Genomic DNA, 23,546 nt, shown 5'->3' with positions numbered 1-23,546 from the left:
TGCGCGGCGCGACCCTGTCGTACGCTCGCTGCATGGTTGACGTACCGGACGAGACCGCAGCGGCCCAGGTCATCGAGGCGACGCTGAACGATGCCGGGCTCGCATGGGAGAGCCCGGAGCGCGGCAACTACGTCGTGACGCTGCCCGGCACCCGCAAACTGTCGACGACCTGTTCCCTGATGGTCGGCAAGCACTCCCTCTCCCTCAACGCGTTCGTCGTCCGGCACCCCGACGAGAACGACGCCGAGGTGCACCGCTGGCTGCTGGAGCGCAATCTCCGCCTGTTCGGAGTGAGTTACGCGATCGACTCGCTCGGCGACGTCTACCTGGCCGGCAAACTGCCGCTGTCGGTGGTCACCGCCGACGAGCTGGACCGGCTGCTCGGCGTGGTGCTTGAAGCGGCCGACGGGGCGTTCAACACCCTCCTGGAGCTCGGCTTCGCGAGCTCGATCCGCAAGGAGTACGCGTGGCGGGTGTCGCGCGGTGAGTCCACCCGGAACCTGGACGCGTTCAGTCATCTGACCCGGCGTCCGTCCGACAGCTGACGTCCGCCCCCACCCGGGTGCGGCGGCGCGTGCGGGTGTGCCGGCCCGTCAGGCGCCGCCGCCGCGGACGGCGTCCAGGGCGGCGACCAGGTGGGGCGCGACCGACTTCCACGTCTCCTCGACGGCTTCGGGCCCGACGGCGCGGGGCACGGTCTCGACCAGCATGATCAGGTAGAGGTAGCTCCGGTACAGCGCGTAGCGGGTCCGCAGCGAGTCGGTGAACTCCACCGCCCCACCCGTGGACCGCTCGTACCCGTCGAGGAAGTCCCGGTCCCGCTCGATGTCCCCGAAGAGCGCGAGGGAGACGAAGTCGGCCACCGGGTCGCCCCAGAACATCCGCTCCCCGTCGATGATCCCACCGATGGCGCGCGTGCCGGGATCTCCCGTGACCAGCAGGTTTCCCGGCCACAGGTCGAAGTGGACGAGGGCGGGACGGGTGACGTCGTCCAGCAGGTGGGCCGCGCCCGCCAGCACCGTGCGGATCCGGCCGACGGGGTAGGGCAGCCGGGCCCGGTAGGTCTCGGCGTCGGCGAGCACGGCCTCGGTCATCGCGGTGAACGCGGCGCGCCAGGTGGGGGCGAGCGGCCCGAACGGCCGGCCCGGATACCCGAAGCCGGCGGGACCGGTCACGCCGTGCAACCGGCCGACGGCGCCGCCCAGTTCGGCCCGCAGCCGGGCCTCGTCGCCGGCGCTCGCCGTAGCGGCGGCCTCGTGCCAGGGGCGGCCGGGGCGGGCGGTCATGACCAGGTACGCGCCGGTCGGCGAGGCCGGGTCCGGTTCGGCGCGGACGACGCGGGGTACCGCGGGGCCGACGGCCTGCGCGGCGGCGGTGTAGAAGGCGACCTCGTTGACGAGGAGATCGCGTTCGTGCCGTAGGGCGGCGGAGTGCGGCGGGGGCGTCTTGACGACCCAGTCGCGGCCGTCGGTGAGCGTGACGCGGGTGACGGTGTTGTACGTGCCTCCGGTGAGGGTGGCGCGCGAGGCGATGTCGCGTTCGCCGACCCCGAGGGCGTCGAGGACGCGGTCGAGTGGCGGGACGGGGGCGTGGCCGGACATGCGGGTGAGGACCTTTCGTGGTGCGGCGGGTTGTACGGAGGTGGGGTGCGCAGGTGGGGTGCGGCGGGACGGGGCTGCGGGGCGCGGGCCGTGCGGCGGGGCCGGGTTGTACAGCGGAGCCGCACAGTGTGCTCACAGGATGATCACGGCCGAATCACGATTACCGGAGGGTGCCGCTGGACCGATCGTCGCTCACAGGTTCGATCGTAGGGTGTGGCTCACTGCGACGGCCCGTCCCAGACGGCGTCGAAGTGCCGTACGAGGGACGGGTGGTTGCTTCCGAACCTGAGATTGCGGGAAGTAGAACCATGCGCGCCACTGCCGTACGCCGAACCGCCCTCGCCGCCTCCGCGGCTGCCCTCACCCTGCTGGCCACCGCCTGCGGCGGCACGACGGACGCCGACAAGAAGGACGACAAGGGCACGGCGAGCCGCAGCAGTTCGGCCCCGGAGACACCGGCCGAGGCGCTCACCGCCGCCGAGCTGGAGAAGGCCACCCTCGCCCAGGGAGACCTGAAGGGCCGCAAGGTCACCAAGGCCGGCCCGGCCGACGAGGTCCCGGCGGACGGCGTCACGGTCGACAAGGAAGCCTGCCTGCCGGTCGCCCACGCCATGTTCGGCGTGGCGCAGAAGGGTTCGGTGGCCTCCACGAAGCGCAAGGTGATCGACGAGCCGAAGACCGACGGCAAGAAGAAGTCGCTGGAGGACATGGCGGAAGGCGAAGCCGGGGAGGCGTTCGAGGACGCCTTCAACCTGACGTCCACCTTCGTCGCGCTGCACTCCTACGAGGGGACGGCGGGCCAGGACGCGTTCGCCGTGCTGAAGAAGGCCGTCGCGGACTGTGCGGGCGGCTTCACCGCCACGGTCGCGGGCACGCCGACGAAGGTCGCCTCGATCACCCAGGAGAAGGTCACCGGCGGAGACGAGGCCGCGGCCTGGACGGTCATCTCCGAGGACGACGGCGACCAGACCCCGTTCAAGCTGGTGGCGCTGCGCAAGGAAGGCACCGTGGCGACGTTCTTCTCCTTCAACCTCGCGGCGGCGGGCGGCGACGTGAAGTTCGAGGTGCCGGCGGAGGTCGTGGCGGCACAGGACAAGAAGCTCGCCTGACGTACGGACGCCGGGCCGCGCCCCTGCCCTTCCCGCCCGCCCCTCGGGCGGTCAGGGCAGGGGGACGAGGCGGACGACGGTGACGGTCAGGACGGACCGGGAGACGTAGAAGAGGACGATCGCCCCGCAGACGGTCGCCTCACGCCGGTCCCGTTCGCTCTTGACGGCGGAGGAGCCGTGGCCGTACGGCTCCTCGCCGAGGGTGCGCGCCATCTCGTCCCGGAAGGCCTCGCAGCCACGCATCTTGGCCAGGGTGTCGTCGGCGGGCGGTGCGTAGGAGATACGGAAGCTCAAGAGACGCTCCGCCTCTCGGCCTCGTCCTGCGCCAGCCGGTCAAGGATCTTCTCGGCCTCGGGATCGGGGACGGCCTCCAGCATCCAGTGCCGCATGACAGCCTGGATCTCGTGCACCCCGGCCTCGTTGATCGCGAGATCGAACTCCTCGCGTCTCTCGTCGGGCAGCGCGGCCCGGATGTCCGGGATGCTGTTGGGCACCTCGACCTCGGCACCGCCGACGAAGGTCTTCAGAGACTCACCCATGATCGCTCACCTCGATCTCCTTGCCCTGGAAGCACACGGACGGCATGCGCCCACCGTAGTGCGTACGAGGGGCACTTCGGCCGGTCCGACGGGGTCACGGACCGGGTACGGACCGGGTCGGCCGTGGACCGGGAGCGACTCGGCCCGCGCTGTCCGACGGCACCGCCGCCGCCGGGTCCGCCGCCGGTTCCCGCCCGAGCCGCTCCGCGACCCGGTCGCGCAGGATCGCGTACTCCTCCTGGAGCCGCCGCCACTCGCCGACGGGCGGCCTGACGATGACGTCACCGCCGACGACGGTCTCCTCCGGCCCGAACTGCTCCCGGGTCAGGTCGATCTCCACGCCCGGGCCCAGGCGGTTCCACCAGTGGAAGTCGGTGCGCACCCCCTCGACATGGACCTCGCCCCGGATCAGCTCCCCGCCGAGCAGGTCGTTGAGCACCATGGCGGTCACCCCGCACTGGTCCCGCGCCGGATTGTCCGGATTCCAGCGGTCCCGGTACTCCGGGGTGCAGGTCTCGGCGCTCCAACTGCCGCGCAGGGCCTGTTCGATGTCGGAAAGCAGATAGGTCGTCATATGACCAGGGTGGCAGGGGTCACTGACAACGGGTCCCGCTGACCGCTTGCGTCAACGGCCAGCGGCCAGCGGCCGACGGCCGACGGCCAGCGGCCAGCGATCGACGGCGGCAGCGGCAGCGGCAGCGGCAGCGGCCGGACGCCGCTCGCGGCGCTTGGCCGGCTGAAAGCCGAGGCGCGGCGCGACAGAGGCGGCGGGAAACCCGGCCCACACCCACTCGGGTCCGAGGCCCCCCAGGGCGGCAGCCGAGCACGCGAGCAGAGAGGGACCGCCATCAAACGAGTCGACAGCGCCGCGGACGCCGGGCAGAGTGGTCGCCCGTGACGAGCAGTGAACTGTGGACCCGCGCGACCGCCGACCGCTACGACGCGGAGGAGGCCGAGAACTCCTCGGCCGCCGCCCTCGAACCGACCCTCGCCTTCCTCGCCGAACTCGCCGGAGACGGCCGTGCCCTGGAGTTCGCCATCGGGACGGGCCGCGTGGGCGTGCCGCTCCGGGAGCGTGGCGTGCCGGTGGTGGGCATCGAACTGTCCGAGCCCATGGCGGAGGTGCTCCGCCGCAAGACGGACGAGGCGACCCTCCCGGTAACCATCGGGGACATGGCCACGACGGTCGTCCCCGGCGCGTTCACCCTGGTCTACCTCGTCTACAACACCATCTCGAACCTGCTCACCCAGGACGAGCAGGTCGCATGCTTCCACAACGCGGCGCGGCACCTCGAGCCCGGCGGCCGATTCGTCATCGAACTGGGCGTGCCGCCCCTGCGGTTCCTGCCGCCCGGCCAGATCGCGGTGCCGTTCGACGTATCCGAGCGGCATCTCGGCTTCGACACCTTCGACCTGGTCGAGCAGATCCTCGTCTCGCACCACTTCACCCGCGAAGCCGAGGCTGACGGCGACGACGGCCACTACCGCCGAGACGCCTCCCGGCACCGGTACGCCTGGCCGGCGGAGCTCGACCTGATGGCCCGTATCGCGGGGTTGGAGCGGGAACACCGCTTCGCGGACTGGAACAAGGCACCGTTCGCCGGGGACTCGGAGCGCCACATCTCGGTCTGGCGCAAGCCGGTGCCCTGAGACAGCGGGCCGGGGCCTTCCCGTCCAACATGATCCGATGCAAACTTGGGGGGCGTGTGCGAAGGATATCGGCCGCTGGGACAGCGGTGCTGGCGAGCTTGATCATGGGTGTGGCCGGGACCGGTTGCACGGACGGCGGCACATCGGAGGAACCCTCCGCCACTCAGCTGCTCGACGACGCGAACGCCGCGATGAGCGATCTGAAGTCGGTGACCATCGAGACGGCCACCAAGGTGACCGGGGGCGAGGACCGGTCCAGCCATCTGGTGACCGACCTCAAGGCCACGTGCGCGTACAGGACGGCCACGGCCTCGGGCGCCCGACTCGACCAGATCCGGATCGACGGGTCGGACTACATCCGCCCCAATCGGGCCCACATGGAGGATTCGGGCCGGAAGGTCGCGGGCAAGGGCGAGCAGGAACTGTGGGTCAAGGAACTGTCCAGCGAGTCGCAACCGGGCGACGAACTTTCCGACTGCACACACGAGTTCACCTCGTTCGGCAAGGCCACCAAGGGCGGATCATCCGAGATCGACGGAGTGCCGACGGTTCTGCTGAAGGTGGCCGACAAGGAGAACAAGGGCGAATTCGGCTTCCACGTGGCCACTGAGGGCAAGCCGTACATCCTCAAGGTCCTCTACAAGGACGCCACGTTCGACAACACGACGTCATTCAGCGGCTTCGACGAGTCATTGGACATCCGTCCCCCGGACAAGGCTGACGTCGTGGACATGAGCGGCATCGGCTGAGCGCGAGCCCTTCGGCCACCAAGGCGCGCCGGCCCGCAGGGCTGCGACCGGGCCCGGTTGGACATGCACAAGCCCGCGACGGAACCCGCCCGTTCGCGCCGAAGAAGCGCGAGGAACGGGCAGTCGCACCCGCGAGAACTCCGACACCCGCCCCACGGCGAGCACGGCCGAGGGGAGTGGGGCGCATGCCAGGTCCGCACCGGTAGAACCGGATCGCCACCTCACCTGCTAAGTCGGGGTCAAGCTTCGTGTAGCGGGCCCCGACGAGTTGCCCGGGGTCTTCTCGTTTCCCGAGGCCAAGCAGTGGGTCTACGCCGGGACCACCCTGTTGGCCGTCGCGGGCGACGACCAGGTCCAGCACGCCATAAGCGCGTCCCATCGTGCCGTGGAGCTGTACCGGGCCGGGCCGGAAGGCGACCGCTCTCCCGGCGATCTACAGGCCGCCCATCTGGACCTGGCCACGGCCTACCTCGCCGGCGGTGAGGTCGAGGGAGCCGGTGCGAAGCTCTCGGAGGTGTTCGGCGCCGAGGGATACACGGCGAGCATCACCATCAGGCTTCGCAGTCCGGCCGCGCTCCTCGGAAGCGAGCCGTACCGTGGCGCACGGTCGGCAGTCGATCTCCGCGCGCACATTCACGAGGTGACCGTCCGGCCCGCTCTCGCCAGCAATCCTACGGAGCCCCGGTGACCTCCCAGCCCGCGCATGATCATCTGGTGACCGATCGCAGCCTTCTCTCCACCAAGGCGTACGGCACGGGGCAGCACCTGGCCGCCCGTCAGTCCCTCTACCAATGGCAGACCCCGAGCCACGATCTTCCGGGCATCGTCGTGAACGAACTGGCCGACGTACGCGGTGTGATCGCTGACATGGGTTGCGGTAACGGGAAGTTCGTCGCCCGGGTGCGGGACGACCGTCCCGACCTGAACGTGCTGCCCATGGACGTCTCTCACGGCATCCTCGGCGCCATCCCCGGAGCGGTCGTCGCGGACGTCCAACAGTTGCCCATCGCGGATGGAGCCCTCGGTGCGGTCCTTGCGCTGCACATGCTCTACCACGTGGAGGACCAGCTCCAGGCCGTACGGGAGTTGGGCCGCGTACGGGCACCCGACGGCATCGCGATCGTCTCCACGAACAGTCAGACCGACAAGCGGGAACTGGAGCACCTTTGGCGCCGGGCCGCGGGCGATGTGCTGGGTATCCAGGAGGGCCCGGCCCGAGTGCAGTTGTCCGCCCGCTTCACCCTGGAGGACGCGCCGGCGATCCTCGGTACGGTCTTCGGCGAGATCCGCACGATCCCCCATTCCCGGGGTGATCGAGGTGACCGACGCCGAACCGGTCGTCGCGCACTTGGCCTCGTACGAAGCCTGGGCCGACAAGATGAGCGTTCCTTTCCGGGAGACGATCGAGCGCGCCCGGGAGCGGGTCAACGAGACCATTCAGGCAGAGGGCGCCTTCCGCGTCACTTGTCTGGGCGGCATGCTTGTCTGCCGATGAGTCCTGCCACCCCGTACATGGAGGCCGGGAGCCCCAATGCGGAGCCACCAAAAAGGGAAGGGGGGCACGGCTGGGCACAGCTTTGGAGCTGCCGGGTCCTCTCGTCAGCGGCTGATCGGGACCATGTGGACGATCCCGCAGTGTGCTGCGGGCACCACAATGGCTGCCGTCTCCACGGGGTGGCCCTGGTCGCTGTAGTAGGTCCCGGCACGCGATGCGGCACCTCTTCGCGTCGGTGCTGCTGGACGCCGGGGAGAACATCAAGGCACTTGCCGAGTACCTCGGGCACTCGGACCCTGGTCTGACGCTTTGGGTGTACGCGCACCTGATGTCATCGACCCAGGAGCGGACTCGGAATGCAGTCTCTGCTGCTTGCTCAACGTCCAACCCGTTCCCTGCCAGCCCGTAGAGCACTGGCAAGTACTTTCCAGCAAGCTGGTCGACGTTCCTCTCATGGATGGTACGTACCGTCCATGAGAGGAACGTATCTCTCACGCAAGCAATGTTTCTTTCTTGAGAGAAAGCTAGCTAGCTAGAAAGCTCGCTGAAATCTCCCAGCAGGGGGCACCGCAACGTACCGGCTCCTTCCACCTGCGGGCCCACCACCTCCCACCCGGGCCCAGCACCCCACCTGCCCCGTCCCGCTGCTGGGACGATTTGTGCACAGCGCTGGACAGCAGGAGCAGTGCTTTTTGCGCGCATGCAGTTATGCACGTACAACGCGAAAGTGCCCCACGGGTTTCTCCGTAACGCCGCCTGCAAGCTGGGAGTTTGTCGCCGGAGCAACCTTCATGGGAAAGTCTCAACGGCATAGGAATGCCGCCCGGCCAGGGGCGGCATTCGACTCCGTGCCACTTTTCGGTCATGACCTTGATCCGGTGTAACCAAAGCACAGCAGGAGAACTTCATGGTCCCACGTACGGGCATGAGCATCGACGTCCACCCACGTGATCTACCGATTGTTCTGATCGGCACGGGCGGCGGGGCGCTCGCGCTGTGGGCAGCCGCATCCCCTGAGATCGCCATCCCGGCTGCTCTACTGATCATGCTCGACATCCGCGTGCGCTTCTGGCGCGGTCAAGTCTGACGGCCCACAGACGGTCCAGCGCACCGAAAGCCCCCCACCACGCGAAATACCCGCAGGTGGGGGGCTTCTTCAGCTCTGCTTACTTCTTCTTGCCCTGGTTCTTCACGGCCTCGATGGCGGCCTTCGCCGCGTCCGGGTCCAGGTAGGTGCCGCCCGGCTTCAGCGGCTTGAAGTCGGCGTCCAGCTCATAGGAGAGCGGGATGCCGGTCGGGATGTTGAGGCCCGAGATCTCCTCGTCCGAGACGCCGTCCAGGTGCTTCACCAGACCGCGGAGGCTGTTGCCGTGGGCGGCGACCAGGACCGTGCGGCCCGTGAGGAGGTCCGGGACGATGCTGTCGAACCAGTACGGGAGCATGCGGACGACGACGTCCTTCAGGCACTCCGTGTCCGGGCGCACCTCCGGGGGGAGGGTCGCGTAGCGCGGGTCGTCGAACTGGCTGTACTCGGCGTCGTGGGCCAGCGGCGGCGGCGGGGTGTCGTACGAGCGGCGCCACAGCATGAACTGCTCCTCGCCGAACTCGGCGAGCGTCTGCGCCTTGTCCTTGCCCTGGAGCGCGCCGTAGTGGCGCTCGTTCAGGCGCCAGGAGCGGCGGACCGGGATCCAGAGGCGGTCGGCGGACTCCAGGGCCAGCTGGGCGGTCCGGATCGCGCGGCGCTGGAGGGAGGTGTGCAGGACGTCGGGGAGCAGACCGGCGTCCTTGAGCAGCTCACCGCCGCGGACTGCTTCCTTCTCGCCCTTTTCGGTGAGGTTGACGTCCACCCAACCGGTGAACAGGTTCTTCGCGTTCCATTCGCTCTCGCCGTGGCGGAGGAGGATCAGCTTGTACGGTGCGTCGGCCATGAGTCCGAGCGTAATCGAACCCGTGCGGGCTCCGCGCGCCCGCCCGCACAGCGGACAGCGCAGGGCCGGGAGTGCTCGGCGGTCCGACGATTGACGGGGAGCGTCAATCCGGTGGCGGGCGGGCAGCCGGGCTTCGTAAGGTCTCGATCGTTGTCGGGGGTGTTACCCGAGACCTCGTTCCGTACGTCCCGTGGGGGGAACCCTTATGTCCGTCGCCGGTCTGCGCACAGCCGCCCGCGAGACCGTCTCCGGGATGCCCCGCGCGTTCTGGTGGCTGTGGACCAGCACCCTGGTCAACCGCCTCGGGGCGTTCGTCGCGACCTTCATGGCCCTCTACCTGACCCTGGACCGGGGCTACTCGGCCTCGTACGCCGGTCTCGTCGCCGCCCTGTACGGCCTCGGCGGGGTCATCTCCTCGCTCGGCGCGGGTGTGATGACCGACCGGCTCGGGCGGCGGCCCACCATGCTGATCGCCCAGGTCTCCACCGCGGTGTCGGTGGCGGTGCTCGGGTTCATGGTGCACCCCTTCGCCATCGGCGCCGTGGCGTTCTTCGTCGGCATGGCGAGCAACGCCTCCCGCCCCGCCGTCCAGGCGATGATGGCGGACATCGTGCCCCCGAAGGACCGGGTCCGGGCCTTCTCGCTCAACTACTGGGCCATCAACCTGGGATTCGCGATCTCCTCCGCCGGGGCCGGCTTCATCGCCGAGTACAGCTACCTCGCCGGTTTCATCGGCGAGGCCCTGATGACGCTCGTGTGCGCCGTGCTGGTCTTCATGAAGGTGCCGGAGTCGCGGCCCGAGGAAGCGGCCGTGAAGACCGTCGGCGGCAAGCGGCCCAAGGACGAGGTGCGGCTGACCACCGTCCTGCGCGACGGGCGCTTCATGGGGGTTGTGGGGCTCTCGTTCCTGGTGTCGCTGATCTTCCAGCAGGGGTACGTGGGGCTGCCGGTGGCGATGGGTACGGACGGGCTCTCCAGCTCCGACTTCGGGACCGCCATCGCCGTCAACGGTGTGCTGATCGTGGTCCTCCAGATCCCCGTCACCCGCTTCATCCAGCACCGCGACCCGCGCCGGCTGCTGATCATCTCCTCGTTGCTCGCCGGGTACGGCTTCGGGCTGACGGCCTTCGCCGGGTCGGTCGCGGCGTACGCCCTGACGGTGTGCGTCTGGACCCTCGCCGAGATCGTGAACGCGCCCACGCAGACGGGCCTGGTCGTGCAGTTGTCGCCCGCCAAGGGCCGGGGCCGCTACCAGGGCATGTACACGATGTCCTGGTCGGTGGCCGCGCTCGTGGCGCCGCTGATGTCCGGCTTCGTGATCGACCACTACGGCCCCGCCTGGCTCTGGGCCGCCTGCGCCGTGATCGGCACGGTCGCCGGTGGCGGCTACTGGCTGCTGATGCGCAACCTGCCGCGCGAGGAGTACGCGGTGGCGGACGTACTGCCCGCGCCCGTACCCGTACCCGCCGAGGCCCAGCCGGACCGGGCCGAGCCGGAGGCCGCACCCGCCGCGGCGGTGGAGCGGGCGGGCTGATCCGGGGGACCGGCAACGCGCACGGCGCCCGGAGTGCAAGCCGGGCGGGCACCGTGCGCTCGTGCACGGCGCGGGTCAGCCGGAGCAGCCGCCGCACTGGCACGGGGCACCGGACTGGCAGCCGCACCCGCAGCCCGACCCGCAGCCGCAGGCGCCGAGCACGGTTCGGCGCCCCACTTCGGTCGGGGTCTCCTGCTGGGGTTCGGTCACGGGGGAATCGGCCATGGTCCCTCCTCAGGGCATACGGCTGGACGGCGGACGCCGGTGCGCCGCCGCCGGGGACGTACGGCATGACCCACCGCTCACGGCCGTGGCGCCGCCCCCCGCCCCATTGCATGCCCATCCCCTCGGGCGCATCAACGGCGCACGCGTGCAGGAACATGTGTGCGACCCGCGTGCGCCGTCGACACTCCGGTACGACAGTGGCTGCCGGAGCTGCCGGTGGCCGAAGCGGAAGAAGAGGCAGAAGAGGCAGAAGAGGCCGCTACGCGCCTTCGACCGGGGCCGCCGCCTGGATCTCGTCCGCGTGCTCGCCCGTCACCAGGTAGACGACGCGCTTGGCGACCGACACCGCGTGGTCGGCGAAGCGCTCGTAGTAGCGGCCCAGCAGCGTCACGTCGACGGCCGTCTCGATGCCGTGCTTCCAGCGGTCGTCCATCAGGTGCTGGAACAGCGTGCGGTGCAGCAGGTCCATCTCGTCGTCGTCCTGCTCCAGCTGGAGTGCCAGATCGACGTCCTTGGTGATGATGACCTCGGCCGCCTTGGCCATCAGGCGCTGGGCGAGCTGGCCCATCTCCAGAATGGTGGCGTGCAGGTCGTGCGGGACCGCCGTCTGCGGGAAGCGCAGCCGGGCCAGCTTCGCCACGTGCTGGGCGAGGTCGCCCGAGCGCTCCAGGTCGGCGCTCATCCGCAGCGAGGTCACCACGATCCTCAGATCGGTCGCGACCGGCTGCTGGCGGGCGAGGAGCGCGATGGCGCGGGCCTCCAGGTCGTGCTGGAGCTCGTCGACCTTCTGATCGCCGGCGATCACGTTCTCCGCCAGCGCCAGGTCGGCGTCGAGCATGGACGTGGTCGCCCGCCCGATCGCCGAGCCGACCAGCCGGGCCATCTCGACCAGGCCTTCTCCGATCGAATCGAGTTCTTCGTGGTAAGCGTCGCGCATGGAAGTCCCTCTCCAGTTCCCAACTGAGGCCGGGGTCTCGGACCGACCCCCACGGTTACACGGTGGGGCCGGAACGCGTCCGGATCCGTCCCCCTAAGTGAACCGACTCCTACCCCTCGGTGAACTCTGGGCGACGAGTGTTCGAGATGGCACTCGGACGGCTGGGAGGGAGTCGTCGCACCCGCATAACCTTGAAGCATGGACGTGAACGCGGCGGTCGCCGCAGCCGCAGCGATCGCCGGTCTCTGTACCGGTCTGATCGCCATGCTGGCGTTCCGCTGGAGCGAGCGCGACCTGAAACGGCCCACGCGCACCTCGCTGCGGCCGGACGGCAACGCGGCCCTGCCCCCCGGAGTGGATACCGTCCTCTCCGTCCTCAGCTCCTCCGCCGTCGTCCTCGACGAGAGCGACGGCGTGGTGAAGGCCAGCTCGGCGGCGTACGCCCTGGGCCTGGTCAGAGGCGGCCGGCTGGCCGTCGAGCCCATGCTCAACATGGCCAGGGACACCCGACGGGACGGAGAGATACGGCAGGGCGAGCTGGATCTGCCCCGGCGCGGCACGGGCCGGGGGGACACCCTCGCGGTCTCCGCCCGGGTCGCCCCGCTGGGCTCGCGGCTGGTGCTGCTGCTGGTCGAGGACCTCACCGAGGCCCGCCGGATAGAAGCGGTACGGCGCGACTTCGTCGCCAACGTCAGCCATGAGCTGAAGACACCGACCGGAGCACTCTCCCTGCTCTCCGAAGCGGTCATGGACGCCTCCGACGACCCGGAGGCGGTGGAGCGGTTCGCCGGGCGGATGCAGATCGAGGCGACCCGGCTGACCAACCTCGTCCAGGAGCTCATCGACCTCTCCCGGGTGCAGAACGACGACCCGCTGGAGGACGCCGAGCCGGTCAAGGTGGAGACGCTGGTCGCCGAGTCGATCGACCGCTGCCGCCAGCAGGCCGGCTCGAAACAGATCACCATGGCCTCCGCGGGAGCCGAGGGCCTCACAGTCTGGGGCAACCGCGGCCAGCTCGTCGGCGCGCTCGGCAATCTCGTCGAGAACGCCGTCAACTACAGTCCCGCCCACACCCGCGTCGGCATCGCCGCACGGCGCCTGACCTCGCTCGGCGGGGACCTCATCGAGATAGCCGTCACCGACCAGGGGATCGGCATCTCCGAGAAGGACCGCGAACGGGTCTTCGAGCGGTTCTACCGGGTCGACCCGGCCCGCTCACGGGCCACCGGTGGCACTGGTCTCGGCCTCGCCATCGTCAAACACGTGGCCGCCTCGCACGGCGGGGAGGTCACCGTCTGGAGCTCCGAGGGACAGGGCTCCACCTTCACCCTCCGGCTGCCCGAATCGGGTGTCGTGAGGGAGCGCACCACCGGCGGACCGCTTATCGTCAACGGCGACGACGAGGGGCCGTACGAGACCGACACCTTTGACCCCTTCCCTGCCCCGGAGGCTCGACCGTGACCCGAGTGCTTGTCGTCGAGGATGAGGAATCCTTCAGCGACGCCCTGTCCTACATGCTGCGCAAGGAAGGTTTCGAGGTCGCCATCGCGGCGACCGGCCCCGACGGGCTGGACGAGTTCGAGCGCAACGGCGCCGACCTGGTCCTGCTCGACCTGATGCTGCCCGGCCTGCCCGGCACCGAGGTATGCCGCCAGCTCCGCAGCCGCTCCAACGTTCCGGTGATCATGGTCACCGCCAAGGACAGCGAGATCGACAAGGTCGTCGGGCTGGAAATAGGAGCCGACGACTACGTCACCAAGCCCTTCTCCTCCCGGGAGCTCGTCGCCCGGATCCGGGCCGTCCTGCGCCGTCGCGGGGAGCCGGAGGAGGTCAGCCCGGCCGCCCTGGAGGCGGGCCCGGTCCGGATGGACGTGGACCGGCACGTGGTCACCGTCTCCGGCGGCAAGGTCGACCTCCCGCTCAAGGAGTTCGACCTGCTGGAGATGCTCCTGCGCAACGCGGGCCGCGTGCTGACCCGGATGCAGCTCATCGACCGGGTCTGGGGCGCGGACTACGTCGGCGACACCAAGACCCTCGACGTCCACGTGAAGCGCCTGCGCGCCAAGATCGAGCCCGACCCGGGCGCCCCGCGCCACCTCGTCACCGTGCGGGGCCTGGGGTACAAGTTCGAGCCGTAGACCGAAACCGAAGGCCGCCGGGGGACACCCGCGGTATGCCGAAGGGGCGCTCCCCGGCCGGGAAGCGCCCCTTCGGCATACCGCACGCCCGCGTCTGCGTTACGGGGCGGAGTTCCGCGTCAGCCGGCCGCGGGCACCGAGGCGGCGTCGCCCGTGCCCTGCGTGGCCGTCTCGCCCTGGGCGCCCTCGGTGCTCGCGCCGTTGCCCGGCGTGCCGGACGTCTCGCCCTCGGTCGCGCCGGGGGTGGTCTCCCCATCGCCGTTGCCGGAGGCGTCGCCCGACGGCGTCGTGCTCGGCTTCGACGCGGGCGCCTCCGCCTTCGGGCTGGGACCGAAGTCCTTGTAGAAGCCCTCGGCGGGGAAGACGCTGGCGCCGAGGCCGATGTCGCCGGTCCGGCTGAGCTTGAAGACGACCTGCTGGACGTCGCCGTTGCGCGCCGCCTCGCCGCTGTTCTCGATCACGGCGGCGGCGTTGCCCTTGCCGCCGATGGTGATCTGGCCGCCGGCCGGGACCACGACGGGACCGTTGCCCTTGGCAGCCTGGAGCTTCACCTCGACGTTGCTGCCGGGCAGCGTGACCGACTCCAGCACCTCGCGCTCGGTGCCGTCGTTGAACAGCGTCGCGGCGACGACGGCGGGGCCGTCCGTGCCACCTTCGGGCTGCGTGAGCACGTTCACGTTCTGGATCTTGATGTCGCCCACCGAGGTGGCCGGGTTGTCCGGCCTGACCTTGAGCGTCTCGGCGTTGTTGCCCGCCGCGCAGGCGGACAGGGAGACGATCGAGAAGACGGTGGCGGTGGCGGCGAGGGCGCCGTGTCGAAGGCTGCGGCTCACGGCGGCGGCAACTCCTTGAACGAGTCGGACTGCGGACTTCGGACGTCAGTCGTCGAGCGGCGGTGTAAAGCCGCCCTAAGGGTGTGTCAGCGGCCTTAGGCTACCGAGCCGCCGTGCACGCCCTGCACCCGACCCGCCCCAACGCGCTTCGGCTCTTCCCCGGTGGCGGTGGGGGGCGTCCCCCGGGGTGGTGAGGGAGCGGCCCGGGCCCTTCGGCGGCGAGCCCGCCGAAGGGCCCGCGAGATGTTCTACCGGCGGGTAGGCCATGCGCTGTTCACATAATCCGCGTGATCAATTCTTCTGCCCGTGTCGTGGCTCCGTCGTGGCTTCTCCGTCATTCCCGGCTTCGCGGCGGAAAGGGGCCGGGCGTCATGTGGCTTGATCAATTTCATTGCGATAGGACAGTTACACCCGTACGGGTGAGCGATCACCGAACGGAGTACGGAATGATTGCCATCTCGAAACCGACAAAACGGGACTTTCGTCCTCTTCTGTAGGGCTTCCGGGCCGTGTGACGTGGATGTTTCACTCCGGGTGCACAGTGGCTCCGACCTGCGAATACCGTCTTCCAGAAGCCTTCCGCAGCACGTTCGTGTTGCTGTTGTCAAGCCCCGAGATATGCTCTGACCTGCGAAAACGCCATTCAGGAGATGCGGTTCTCGTGTTACTCTGGATAGCCACGGAAGGGGTACCTGTCACATGACGTTCAAGGTTGGCGACACCGTGGTCTATCCCCATCACGGGGCCGCGCTGATCGAGGCTATCGAAACCCGCCAGATCAAAGGCGTGGACAAGACCTACTTGGTGCTCAAGGTCGCCCAGGGCGACTTGACGGTTCGTGTGCCCGCGGACAATGCGGAGTTCGTGGGCGTGCGCGACGTGGTCGGGCAGGACGGGCTGGACCGGGTCTTCGAGGTGCTGCGCGCACCGTATGCCGAAGAGCCGACGAACTGGTCCCGGCGCTACAAGGCAAATCTCGAAAAGCTCGCCTCCGGCGATGTCATCAAGGTCGCCGAAGTAGTGCGTGACCTGTGGCGTCGGGAGCGCGAGCGCGGTCTCTCCGCCGGAGAGAAGCGCATGCTCGCCAAGGCCCGCCAGATTCTGGTGAGCGAGCTCGCTCTCGCGGAGAACACGAACGAGGACAAGGCCGAGGCTCTGCTCGATGAGGTCCTCGCGTCCTGAGAACGGGACTACTCCGGCTGGTCATGCCGGATAGCCGGTTGTATGAATGTGCCGCGGTGCCCGCTGACCAGTCGTTTTCACGCTGTGTCGTCGGGCGCTGAGGCATGTTCGGACCCGCCTTCCCCATCTGGTGCCCGACTGCCGGTAGGCCTCGTGCTCGCGGTGTGATCCGCGTACGCGGCGGCCGCCGGCGAAGGACGGCCCCCGTGCTGCGTGAGTAGCCTGACGCGACCTGTGCTCGACCGGGTGTCACGGAAGGGGCCCGGTGCGAGACCGGGGTCACGCCCGGCTCGCTGGGCCCCTACCCATGTCGGTCGTGGAAACAAACCTGCCGAACCTTCGGACCTTCTCGGACCTTCGGAGTGCAACCGATGTCATCGACGCCACCCCCGACCGACCGGCCGCGCCCTCCCCGTACCGCCGCGGTGATCCCCGCTGCCGGACGGGGCGTGCGGCTCGGGCCGGGCGCGCCCAAGGCCCTCCGGGTGCTCGGCGGGACGCCCATGCTGATCCACGCCATCCGCGCCATGGCCGCGTCCCGGGCCGTCTCCCTCGTCGTGGTCGTCGCCCCGCCCGACGGCGCGCCCGAGGTGAAGCACCTCCTCGACGAGCACGCGCTGCCCGAGCACACCGACTATCTGGTGGTGCCGGGCGGTGGGACCCGCCAGGAGTCCGTCCGCCTGGGCCTCGACGCGCTGCCCGAGGGCATCTCCGTCGTCCTGGTCCACGACGCCGCCCGCCCCCTGGTGCCGGTCGACACGGTCGACGCGGTCGCCTCGGCCGTACGGGAGGGAGCGCCCGCCGTCGTTCCCGCGCTGCCCCTCGCGGACACCGTCAAGGAGGTGGAGCCCGCCGGGACGCCCGGGGAGCCGGAGCCGGTGCTCGCCACCCCTCTGCGGGCCAGGCTGCGCGCGGTGCAGACGCCGCAGGGCTTCGACCGGGACACGCTGGTGCGGGCGCACGCCGAGGTCGCGGTCGACGGCGAGGGCGCCACGGACGACGCGGGCATGGTGGAACGGCTCGGCGCACCGGTGGTCGTCGTTCCCGGCCACGAGGAGGCGTTCAAGGTGACCCGGCCGCTCGATCTGGTGCTGGCCGAGGCGGTACTCGCCCGCAGGAGGGCCAACGATGGTTTCTGAGAACCCCGGGGCGGGAGCCCCTGTCATCCCGCTCGTCGGCATCGGCACCGACATCCACGCCTTCGAGGAGGGCCGTGAGCTGTGGTGCGCGGGCCTGAAGTGGGAAGGCGAGGGCCCCGGTCTGGCCGGTCACTCGGACGCCGACGTCGTCGCGCACGCCGCCTGCAACGCGCTCTTCTCCGCCGCCGGCCTCGGCGACCTCGGCCGGCACTTCGGCACCGGCCGCCCCGAGTGGTCCGGGGCCGCGGGCGTCACGCTGCTCACCGAAGCCGCCCGGATCGTCCGCGCCGAGGGCTTCGAGATCGGGAACGTCGCCGTCCAGGTCGTCGGCCTCCGCCCGAAGATCGGCAAGCGGCGCGAGGAGGCGCAGAAGGTGCTGTCCGCCGCCGTGGGCGCCGCGGTCTCGCTCTCCGCCGCCACCTCCGACGGGCTCGGCTTCACCGGCCGCGGTGAGGGCATCGCCGGCATCGCGACCGCCTTGGTCTACCGGACCGCCTGACGCGCGGGCGGCGGCGCCCCGGCCCCGCGCCCACCGCACGTCACCCGCGCCCTGTCGCACATCGCTTGCACGTACGCTGAAGGTGCGAGCGATGTGCGGCAGGAGGCGGGAGTGGTACCGGTGACCAGCGCGACCACGGTGATGACGGGGGAGGCGGTCGGCCGGACCGGCGCCGACGGGGGCCACGGGGACGCCGGATACGTCCTGCGCACCGCCACCGCCGACGACCTCGGTGGAGCTCGGGCCGTGATGCTCGACACCGTCTACCGCGACCTGAAGTCCGGCTACGTACCCCGCTGGCACGCCGACATCATCGACCCCCGGGCCGCCTATCTGCGCCCGGAGCGCTGCACCCTGCTCGTCGTCGAGCACCGCGGCGAGATCGTCGCCACCGGGGCCGTACGCGACCGGGGGCCGCAGGCGCCGCCCAATCCCCGGTGGGTCGCCGAGCGCTTCCCCTCCGGGACCACCGCGCAGCTCTGCCGGATCTACGTGCGCCCCGGGCACCGCAGGCACGGACTGGCCCGGCGGCTGGTGCGCGAACTGGGGGAGTTCGCCGCCCGGGCCGGGGGCTACGAGGCGCTGTACCTGCACACCGACCCCGCCGTGCCGGGCGCCGAGCCCTTCTGGCGTTCGCTGGCCCGCGAGGTGTGCGACGAGCGGACGCTGCCCGATGGCGGGCAGGGGATCGTCCACTTCGAGCTGCCGCTGCCCGGGGCGGCCCCGGTTTCCGCGGGTGGCTCCACCGGGACCACCCCCGCCGGTTAGATGACAATCGTTTTCATATAAGGTTGTCGCTATGCCCCCCTCCCGCCCCCGCCTTCCCCGCCGCCGCGTCGCGCTGCCCCTCGCCGCCGCCACGCTCCTCGTGCCCGTCGCCACCGCCTGTACCTCGTCCACGGACTCCGGCGGGGACCAGCGGCTGAAGGTGGCCATGGCCTTCCCTCCCGCCCAGGCCATGTCCCCGTACGGCGACGACGCCGTCACCCTCAGCCGGCTCGCCGTCGTCGAGGGGCTCACCCGGCTCGACCGGAACGGGGAGGCCGGGCCCGCGCTCGCCGCCTCCTGGAAGCGCGACGGCGACCGGGCCTGGGAGTTCACGGTCCGCGAGAGCGCCCTCTTCCAGGACGGGACGAAGCTCGACGCCGCCGCCGTGGTCCGCTCGCTGACCGCCGCGCAGAAGGCGTCCCCCAAGCCCCGGGTGCTGTCCGATACCACGCTCACCGCCACGGCCGCGGACGCCGGAACCGTACGGATCACCACGGAGGACACCGACCCGCTGCTGCCCCAGCGGCTCGCCAACCCCTCCCTGAGCATCCTGTCCGCCGCCGCGTACAAGGACGCGTCCAAGGTCAACCCCGCCGGGCACGCCACCGGGCCCTTCACCCTCGCCGAGGTGAACGGCGCGGTCAGCGCCATCCTGGAGCGCAACGACACCTACTGGGGCGACAAGGCCGAAGCCCCCGGCGCCGACGTGAGGTTCGTCGCCGACGGCACCGCCCGCGCCAACGCGCTGCGGACGAAGGACGTCGACGTCGCCGAGTACGTACCGATCTCGCAGGCCTCACTGCTCGGCGACGGCCTGGTCCACGAGTTCCCCTCCGCCCGCACCAACGGCCTCTCCCTCAACACCGGACGCGGCGTCTTCGCCGACCCGGCGATGCGCGCCGCCGCCCGCGAGGCCATCGACTCCCAGGCCCTCGTCGACGGCGTCTACGAGGGGCGCGCCGACACCGCCCAGGGACTCCTCGGGCCCGGCGTCCCGTGGGCCGCCGACCTGCGCACCGCCCCCACCGGCCGTGCTAAGGCCGCCACCCCGGCCGAGGTCGCGAAGACCAAGCAGATCGTCCTCGCCACCTACACCAACCGGCCCGAGCTGCCCGAGGCCGCCACCGTCGTCCAGCAGCAGCTGGAGAAGCGCGGCTTCACCGTCAAGCAGGTCGTCCGCGACTACGCGCAGATGGAGGCCGACGCGCTCGCCGGGAAGTACGACGCGTTCATCCAGGCCCGCAACACCCTCCTGGACACCGCCGACCCGGTCTCCTACCTCGCCTCCGACTTCACCTGCGACGGCAGCTTCAACATCACCCAGCTCTGCTCCGAGCCCGTCGACACCGCCGTCGACAAGGCCGCCGCCCTCGCCGACACCGAAGCCCGCCACCGGGCCGGGATGACCGCCGAGGCCGCGGTCCTCGGCTCCGACGCCCTCGTACCGCTCGTCCACGAACGCTTCGTGCAGGGCTACGACGACACCCGCGTCCAGGGAGTCGCCCTCGACCCGATGGAACGCACCCTCATCACCGCCGACACCCGCATCGGGTGACCGCGTGAAGTACCTCGCCGGACGGCTCGGGGCGCTGCTCGCCGTCGTCGCGGTGATCGGGCTGCTGCCCTGGCTGACCCGGACCGACCCGGCCCGCACGATCCTGCACGCCCGATACGCCGACCGGGCCCCGACCCCCGAGACCCTCGCCGCGATCCGCGCCGGGACCGGGCTCGACGGCGGGCCGGCGCACGTCCTGGGCGACTGGCTCGGCGGGCTCGCACACGGCGACCTCGGCACGTCCTGGGTCTCCGGGCAGCCCGTCGGACCCGATGTGACCGCCGCTCTGGGCAACTCCCTCACCCTGATGGGCGTCTCGCTCGCCATCGCCGTGCTCCTCGCCCTCGCGCTGAGCGCCGCCACCCTGCGGCGCGGGTCCGCGCGCCGGATCGTCCGGGTACGCGCCGGAGCGGGCGCGGCGGTGCTCGCCGCGCTGCCGGAGTTCCTGCTCGCCGCCGTGCTGGCCACGGTGTTCGCCGTGCACCTCGGGTGGTTCCCGGCGCTCGGCTGGGGCGCGCCCGGCCAGGTGGTGCTGCCCGCGCTCGCCATGGGCGTCCCCGCGGGAGCGCTGCTCGGCCGGCTGCTGGACGACGCCCTGCCCGGCGCGTTCGCCGAACCCTGGGCCCGGGCCGCCGCCGCGAGCGGCCTGCCCGGCCGGACCGTCGCCCGCCACGCCCTGCGCCGGACGCTGCCGGGCCTGCTGCCCCAGCTCGGCCTGATCGCGGTCGGGCTGACCGGCGGGGCCGTCGCCGTCGAGACGCTGTACGCGATCCCCGGCCTCGGCGGAACGGCCCTGGCCGCCGCCCTCGCCCAGGACCTGCCCGTCCTTCAGGCGACGGTCCTCGTGCTGCTGCTCCTCGGCGTCGCCGCCGGGCTCCTGGCCCGCCTCGGCGTCCGCGTGCTCCTCGGCCCGGCGCTCACCGACCGCGCGCTGCCCGCCCTCGTCGCGCCCCGGCTGCCCGGCCGCCGCGCGCTCGCCGTCGCCGCCCTCGTCCTCGGCGGCGTCCTGATCGCCGTCACCGTCGCGGGCCTCCTGCGCGACCCCCTCCACGTCGACACGGCCGCCCGCCTCGCGGGCCCCTCCGCCGCGCACCCCTTCGGCACCGACAACCTCGGCCGCGACGTCCTCGCCCGCCTCGGCCACGGCGCGGCCCGCACCGCGCTGGCGGCCGTCGCGGTCGGAGCGGTCACCCTCCTGCTGGGTCTCGTCCTCGGAGCCGTACGTGCCGGGGCGCTCACCGAGACGGCGAACGCGCTCCCCGCCGTCCTCGCCGGCCTCGTCGTCGCGGGCATCGTCGGGCCGGGCCCCTGGGGCGCCGCCGCGGCGGTGGCCGCCGTCGCCTGGGCCCCGCTCGCCGCCCACACCGCCGCCCTGTACGCCCAGGAGAAGGCGGCCCCGCATCTCGCCGCCGCCGTCGCCCTCGGCGCGGACCGGGCCCACCTCCTGCGCCGCCACGTCCTGCCCGGAGTCCTCCCGCCCGTCACCCGGCACGCCCTCCTGCGCGTCCCCGCCATCGCCCTCGCCCTCGCCTCCCTCGGCTTCCTGGGCCTCGGCACGCAGGCCCCGGCGCCCGAGTGGGGCCGGATGCTGTCGGAGAACATGCCGTACGCGGAGCGCGCCCCGTGGGCCGTCCTCGCCCCGGCCGCCGCGCTCGCCGTCCTCGGCGCACTGGCCGTCCTCACCTCGGCCGCCGTGCGCGGGCGCACCCCGGCGGGCCTGAAGTGAACCGGCCCACGCCCAGACGTGCCGACGAGCCCGCGCACGCGGGAGCCCCCGCACCCGCCGACGAGCCAGGGCCCGCCCAGGCCGACGCCACCGCGGAAGCCCCCGCCAGGGAGAAGAGCCGCCGGCCGCGATTCGCGAGCGCACCCACCCCCTACCTCCGGCTCCTCACCGCCACCCAGTTCGCCTTCAACATCGGCTTCTACGCCGTCCTGCCCTACCTGGCCACCCATCTCGGCAGCGGCCTCGGCATGGCGGGCTGGCTCGTCGGCCTCGTCCTCGGGCTGCGCACCTTCAGCCAGCAGGGCCTGTTCGTCGTCGGCGGCGCCCTCACCGACCGGTACGGCCCGCGCCCCGTCGTGCTGGCGGGCTGCGCCCTGCGGATCGCCGGATTCGGCTGGCTCGCCTTCGCCGGGTCCACGGCCACCGTCATCGCCGCCGTGCTTCTCATCGGCTTCGCCGCCGCGCTGTTCTCCCCGGCCGTCGAGTCCGAGGCCGCCCGCGAGGCCGTCCGGCACGAACGGGACACCGGCGCCCCGCGCGCCCATGTCCTCGCCCTGTTCTCCGCCGCCGGGCAGGCCGGGGCGTTCATCGGGCCGCTGCTCGGCTCCCTGCTCCTGCTGCTCGGCGGCGGCTTCCGCGCCGCCTGCCTCGCCGGGGCCGCCGTCTTCGTCGGTGTGCTGGCCGGCCACGCCCGCCTGATGCCGCGCGCCGACCACGTACGGGAACGGGAGGGGGAACCGGGACGGTCGCCGTGGCGGGCGGTGTTCACCAACCGGCCGTTCCTGCTGCTCTGCCTCGCGTACAGCGGCTATCTCGTCGCCTACAACCAGCTCTATCTCTCGCTGCCCGTCGAAGTGGAGCGGGCCACCGGGTCGGCGGCCGCGCTCGGCTGGCTCTTCGCGCTGTCCTCGTCGCTCGTCGTCGTCGCCCAGCTGCCGCTGACCCACTGGTCCGCCCACCGGATCGCCCCTCGCACCGCGCTGGTCACCGGCCTCGTCATCGTCGCCGCCGGGTTCGCCGCCGTACCGCTCACCCCGGCAGGCCCCGGAGGTCTGCTGCCGGGCGCGGTGCTCGTCGTCCTGCTGACCCTGGGCCAGATGCTCCTGGTCCCCGCGGCCCGGGGCCTGGTGCCCGACCTGGTCGAGGACCGGCAGCTCGGGCTGGCCACCGGGGCGCTGTCCTCCGTCTCCGGGATCGCCGTCCTCGGGGGGAGCGCGGCGACCGGCGCGCTGCTCGACGCGCCCGCGCCCGTGCGGTGGGCGGTGCTCGCGGCGGTCCCGCTGGCCGGGGCGGCACTCGCGTTCACTCTTCCGGCGGGCCGGGGCGGGAAGGATCGGGGAACGCTCGCGGTTGGGGGGTAGGAGCAGCACTGGACCACAGGATCGCCCGCAGCACTCAGGAGGACGTACGCATGACCGCCGCACTCTCCGCCGAGCTCAAGAACCTGCTCGACAGCCCCGTGTTCGTCAGCATCGCCACCATCCAGCCCGACGGCAGCCCCCAGGTCTCCCCGGTCTGGGTCAAGCGTGACGGCGACGACGTCCTGATCTCCACCACGGTCGGCCGCCGCAAGGAGAGGAACCTCCGCCGCGACCCGCGCGTCACCGTGCTGGTCCAGCCCTCCGACGCCCCGTACACCTACGCCGAGATCCGCGGCGAGGCGACGCTGACGACGGAAGGTGGGCAGGAGCTGATCGACGAGCTCTCGGTGAAGTACACCGGCAAGCCGTACGCGGAGTTCAACCCGGGCTCCGGCGACGACGACCCCCGCGTCGTCGTCCGCATCTCCCCGCGCAAGGTCGTCGGCCGCCTGTAGCCCCCGGCGAGGGCGTGAGAACGCTCTCCGGGCCCTTCCCGGGCCGTTTCGGGGCATCCCGGTACCAGAAAGTTGTCCCCGCGATCCCCAAGGGTCGCGGGGCACTGGTGCGGGCCTACTACC

Annotated in this window: 24 protein-coding genes and 3 pseudogenes; 19 read left to right on the top strand and 8 right to left on the bottom strand. The window is 71.4% G+C overall.

The window, feature by feature from the left end; all coding sequences use genetic code 11:
* Positions 1 to 32 precede the first annotated feature (32 nt).
* Complete coding sequence (locus ACZ60Q_RS26140; RefSeq protein ID WP_469639287.1) at positions 33 to 545, top strand: type III secretion system chaperone family protein; 513 nt, start codon at positions 33 to 35, stop codon at positions 543 to 545.
* A gap of 48 nt (positions 546 to 593) precedes the next feature.
* Here ACZ60Q_RS26140 and ACZ60Q_RS26135 read toward each other — a convergent pair whose 3' ends face one another.
* On the bottom strand, positions 594 to 1,601 hold the full coding sequence (locus ACZ60Q_RS26135; RefSeq protein WP_469639283.1) for a phosphotransferase family protein: 1,008 nt from the start codon (positions 1,599 to 1,601) through the stop codon (positions 594 to 596).
* 308 nt (positions 1,602 to 1,909) lie between these two features.
* Here ACZ60Q_RS26135 and ACZ60Q_RS26130 point away from each other — a divergent pair, with 308 nt between their 5' ends.
* Complete coding sequence (locus ACZ60Q_RS26130) at positions 1,910 to 2,710, top strand: hypothetical protein (protein ID WP_469639280.1); 801 nt, start codon at positions 1,910 to 1,912, stop codon at positions 2,708 to 2,710.
* 51 nt (positions 2,711 to 2,761) lie between these two features.
* Here ACZ60Q_RS26130 and ACZ60Q_RS26125 read toward each other — a convergent pair whose 3' ends face one another.
* From ACZ60Q_RS26125 to ACZ60Q_RS26115, 3 genes are all read right to left on the bottom strand, one after another.
* On the bottom strand, positions 2,762 to 3,004 hold the full coding sequence (locus ACZ60Q_RS26125) for a hypothetical protein (protein WP_469639277.1): 243 nt from the start codon (positions 3,002 to 3,004) through the stop codon (positions 2,762 to 2,764).
* Positions 3,001 to 3,249 (bottom strand): hypothetical protein, encoded by a 249-nt coding sequence (locus ACZ60Q_RS26120; RefSeq protein WP_469639274.1) that lies wholly within the window; start codon positions 3,247 to 3,249, stop codon positions 3,001 to 3,003. The genes ACZ60Q_RS26125 and ACZ60Q_RS26120 overlap by 4 nt, the downstream gene beginning before the upstream one ends.
* A gap of 94 nt (positions 3,250 to 3,343) precedes the next feature.
* Positions 3,344 to 3,823 carry a YunG family protein gene (locus tag ACZ60Q_RS26115; protein WP_469639270.1) on the bottom strand — a complete coding sequence of 160 codons (480 nt, stop codon included), beginning with the start codon at positions 3,821 to 3,823 and terminating at the stop codon, positions 3,344 to 3,346.
* Positions 3,824 to 4,143: 320 nt separating this feature from the next.
* On the opposite strand from ACZ60Q_RS26115, the gene ACZ60Q_RS26110 reads away from it, so the two are divergent.
* The 4 genes and pseudogenes from ACZ60Q_RS26110 (at position 4,144) to ACZ60Q_RS26095 (ending at position 7,143) form a co-directional block, all read left to right on the top strand.
* Positions 4,144 to 4,899 (top strand): class I SAM-dependent DNA methyltransferase, encoded by a 756-nt coding sequence (locus tag ACZ60Q_RS26110; RefSeq protein ID WP_469639264.1) that lies wholly within the window; start codon positions 4,144 to 4,146, stop codon positions 4,897 to 4,899.
* Positions 4,900 to 5,003: 104 nt separating this feature from the next.
* On the top strand, positions 5,004 to 5,648 hold the full coding sequence (locus ACZ60Q_RS26105) for a hypothetical protein (RefSeq protein ID WP_469639573.1): 645 nt from the start codon (positions 5,004 to 5,006) through the stop codon (positions 5,646 to 5,648).
* Positions 5,649 to 5,916: 268 nt separating this feature from the next.
* Positions 5,917 to 6,336 (top strand): hypothetical protein, encoded by a 420-nt coding sequence (locus tag ACZ60Q_RS26100; protein WP_469639261.1) that lies wholly within the window; start codon positions 5,917 to 5,919, stop codon positions 6,334 to 6,336.
* A pseudogene (locus ACZ60Q_RS26095) lies at positions 6,333 to 7,143 on the top strand (class I SAM-dependent methyltransferase). Before ACZ60Q_RS26100 ends, ACZ60Q_RS26095 begins: the two are co-directional and overlap by 4 nt.
* 104 nt (positions 7,144 to 7,247) lie before the next feature.
* Here the strand turns inward: ACZ60Q_RS26095 and ACZ60Q_RS26090 are convergent.
* Positions 7,248 to 7,346: pseudogene (locus ACZ60Q_RS26090) on the bottom strand (GntR family transcriptional regulator); the annotation flags it as partial.
* 5 nt (positions 7,347 to 7,351) lie between these two features.
* On the opposite strand from ACZ60Q_RS26090, the pseudogene ACZ60Q_RS26085 reads away from it, so the two are divergent.
* Positions 7,352 to 7,552: pseudogene (locus ACZ60Q_RS26085) on the top strand (tyrosine-type recombinase/integrase); the annotation flags it as partial.
* A gap of 516 nt (positions 7,553 to 8,068) precedes the next feature.
* Positions 8,069 to 8,230 carry a hypothetical protein gene (locus ACZ60Q_RS26080; protein WP_469639259.1) on the top strand — a complete coding sequence of 54 codons (162 nt, stop codon included), beginning with the start codon at positions 8,069 to 8,071 and terminating at the stop codon, positions 8,228 to 8,230.
* Positions 8,231 to 8,309: 79 nt separating this feature from the next.
* Here ACZ60Q_RS26080 and ACZ60Q_RS26075 read toward each other — a convergent pair whose 3' ends face one another.
* The gene (locus tag ACZ60Q_RS26075; protein ID WP_469639256.1) at positions 8,310 to 9,071 is read right to left on the bottom strand and encodes a phosphoglyceromutase; all 762 of its coding nucleotides are present in this window, start codon (positions 9,069 to 9,071) and stop codon (positions 8,310 to 8,312) included.
* A gap of 205 nt (positions 9,072 to 9,276) precedes the next feature.
* Here ACZ60Q_RS26075 and ACZ60Q_RS26070 point away from each other — a divergent pair, with 205 nt between their 5' ends.
* Positions 9,277 to 10,605 (top strand): MDR family MFS transporter, encoded by a 1,329-nt coding sequence (locus ACZ60Q_RS26070; protein WP_469639570.1) that lies wholly within the window; start codon positions 9,277 to 9,279, stop codon positions 10,603 to 10,605.
* A gap of 484 nt (positions 10,606 to 11,089) precedes the next feature.
* Here ACZ60Q_RS26070 and phoU read toward each other — a convergent pair whose 3' ends face one another.
* A complete protein-coding gene (gene phoU, locus ACZ60Q_RS26065; RefSeq protein WP_469639251.1) occupies positions 11,090 to 11,767 on the bottom strand; it encodes a phosphate signaling complex protein PhoU in 678 nt (225 codons plus the stop codon).
* Positions 11,768 to 11,965: 198 nt separating this feature from the next.
* Here phoU and phoR point away from each other — a divergent pair, with 198 nt between their 5' ends.
* A complete protein-coding gene (gene phoR, locus ACZ60Q_RS26060; protein ID WP_469639248.1) occupies positions 11,966 to 13,228 on the top strand; it encodes a two-component system sensor histidine kinase PhoR in 1,263 nt (420 codons plus the stop codon).
* Positions 13,229 to 13,233: 5 nt separating this feature from the next.
* Positions 13,234 to 13,905, top strand: coding sequence for a two-component system response regulator PhoP (gene phoP, locus ACZ60Q_RS26055; RefSeq protein ID WP_469639567.1), 672 nt, complete (start codon positions 13,234 to 13,236; stop codon positions 13,903 to 13,905).
* Between the two features lie 119 nt (positions 13,906 to 14,024).
* Here phoP and ACZ60Q_RS26050 read toward each other — a convergent pair whose 3' ends face one another.
* Positions 14,025 to 14,738 carry a DUF461 domain-containing protein gene (locus ACZ60Q_RS26050; RefSeq protein WP_469639245.1) on the bottom strand — a complete coding sequence of 238 codons (714 nt, stop codon included), beginning with the start codon at positions 14,736 to 14,738 and terminating at the stop codon, positions 14,025 to 14,027.
* A gap of 699 nt (positions 14,739 to 15,437) precedes the next feature.
* On the opposite strand from ACZ60Q_RS26050, the gene ACZ60Q_RS26045 reads away from it, so the two are divergent.
* From ACZ60Q_RS26045 to ACZ60Q_RS26010, 8 genes are all read left to right on the top strand, one after another.
* Complete coding sequence (locus tag ACZ60Q_RS26045; RefSeq protein ID WP_003953493.1) at positions 15,438 to 15,920, top strand: CarD family transcriptional regulator; 483 nt, start codon at positions 15,438 to 15,440, stop codon at positions 15,918 to 15,920.
* 371 nt (positions 15,921 to 16,291) lie between these two features.
* On the top strand, positions 16,292 to 17,059 hold the full coding sequence (gene ispD / locus ACZ60Q_RS26040) for a 2-C-methyl-D-erythritol 4-phosphate cytidylyltransferase (protein WP_469639242.1): 768 nt from the start codon (positions 16,292 to 16,294) through the stop codon (positions 17,057 to 17,059).
* Positions 17,049 to 17,558, top strand: coding sequence for a 2-C-methyl-D-erythritol 2,4-cyclodiphosphate synthase (ispF, locus tag ACZ60Q_RS26035; protein ID WP_469639239.1), 510 nt, complete (start codon positions 17,049 to 17,051; stop codon positions 17,556 to 17,558). Before ispD ends, ispF begins: the two co-directional genes overlap by 11 nt.
* Before the next feature lie 141 nt (positions 17,559 to 17,699).
* Positions 17,700 to 18,326: a GNAT family N-acetyltransferase gene (locus ACZ60Q_RS26030; RefSeq protein WP_469639564.1), complete on the top strand. Its 627-nt coding sequence runs from the start codon at positions 17,700 to 17,702 to the stop codon at positions 18,324 to 18,326.
* Between the two features lie 31 nt (positions 18,327 to 18,357).
* Entirely contained in the window at positions 18,358 to 19,881 is a 1,524-nt protein-coding gene (locus tag ACZ60Q_RS26025; RefSeq protein WP_469639236.1) for an ABC transporter substrate-binding protein, read from the top strand.
* 4 nt (positions 19,882 to 19,885) lie between these two features.
* Positions 19,886 to 21,607, top strand: a complete 1,722-nt coding sequence (locus tag ACZ60Q_RS26020) for an ABC transporter permease subunit (protein ID WP_469639233.1) — start codon at positions 19,886 to 19,888, stop codon at positions 21,605 to 21,607.
* A 191-nt stretch (positions 21,608 to 21,798) separates the two neighbouring features.
* Positions 21,799 to 22,968, top strand: coding sequence for an MFS transporter (locus ACZ60Q_RS26015; protein WP_469639561.1), 1,170 nt, complete (start codon positions 21,799 to 21,801; stop codon positions 22,966 to 22,968).
* A gap of 50 nt (positions 22,969 to 23,018) precedes the next feature.
* Entirely contained in the window at positions 23,019 to 23,423 is a 405-nt protein-coding gene (locus tag ACZ60Q_RS26010) for a PPOX class F420-dependent oxidoreductase (RefSeq protein ID WP_469639230.1), read from the top strand.
* Positions 23,424 to 23,546 lie beyond the last annotated feature (123 nt).

This window comes from Streptomyces sp. NPDC104313 (assembly GCF_055583985.1).
This window is presented reverse-complemented; position numbering and strand designations above follow the sequence as displayed.

Coding starts and splice junctions, on each gene's coding strand:
- ACZ60Q_RS26115 (WP_469639270.1), bottom strand. CDS start 3,823: ATGACGACCTATCTGCTTTCCGACATCGAACAGGCCCTGCGCGGCAGT.
- ispF (WP_469639239.1), top strand. CDS start 17,049: ATGGTTTCTGAGAACCCCGGGGCGGGAGCCCCTGTCATCCCGCTCGTC.
- phoU (WP_469639251.1), bottom strand. CDS start 11,767: ATGCGCGACGCTTACCACGAAGAACTCGATTCGATCGGAGAAGGCCTG.
- ACZ60Q_RS26045 (WP_003953493.1), top strand. CDS start 15,438: ATGACGTTCAAGGTTGGCGACACCGTGGTCTATCCCCATCACGGGGCC.
- ACZ60Q_RS26120 (WP_469639274.1), bottom strand. CDS start 3,249: ATGGGTGAGTCTCTGAAGACCTTCGTCGGCGGTGCCGAGGTCGAGGTG.
- ACZ60Q_RS26075 (WP_469639256.1), bottom strand. CDS start 9,071: ATGGCCGACGCACCGTACAAGCTGATCCTCCTCCGCCACGGCGAGAGC.
- phoR (WP_469639248.1), top strand. CDS start 11,966: ATGGACGTGAACGCGGCGGTCGCCGCAGCCGCAGCGATCGCCGGTCTC.
- ACZ60Q_RS26030 (WP_469639564.1), top strand. CDS start 17,700: ATGACGGGGGAGGCGGTCGGCCGGACCGGCGCCGACGGGGGCCACGGG.
- ACZ60Q_RS26010 (WP_469639230.1), top strand. CDS start 23,019: ATGACCGCCGCACTCTCCGCCGAGCTCAAGAACCTGCTCGACAGCCCC.
- ACZ60Q_RS26025 (WP_469639236.1), top strand. CDS start 18,358: ATGCCCCCCTCCCGCCCCCGCCTTCCCCGCCGCCGCGTCGCGCTGCCC.
- ACZ60Q_RS26130 (WP_469639280.1), top strand. CDS start 1,910: ATGCGCGCCACTGCCGTACGCCGAACCGCCCTCGCCGCCTCCGCGGCT.
- ACZ60Q_RS26070 (WP_469639570.1), top strand. CDS start 9,277: ATGTCCGTCGCCGGTCTGCGCACAGCCGCCCGCGAGACCGTCTCCGGG.
- ispD (WP_469639242.1), top strand. CDS start 16,292: ATGTCATCGACGCCACCCCCGACCGACCGGCCGCGCCCTCCCCGTACC.
- ACZ60Q_RS26105 (WP_469639573.1), top strand. CDS start 5,004: ATGGGTGTGGCCGGGACCGGTTGCACGGACGGCGGCACATCGGAGGAA.
- ACZ60Q_RS26135 (WP_469639283.1), bottom strand. CDS start 1,601: ATGTCCGGCCACGCCCCCGTCCCGCCACTCGACCGCGTCCTCGACGCC.
- ACZ60Q_RS26140 (WP_469639287.1), top strand. CDS start 33: ATGGTTGACGTACCGGACGAGACCGCAGCGGCCCAGGTCATCGAGGCG.
- ACZ60Q_RS26080 (WP_469639259.1), top strand. CDS start 8,069: ATGAGCATCGACGTCCACCCACGTGATCTACCGATTGTTCTGATCGGC.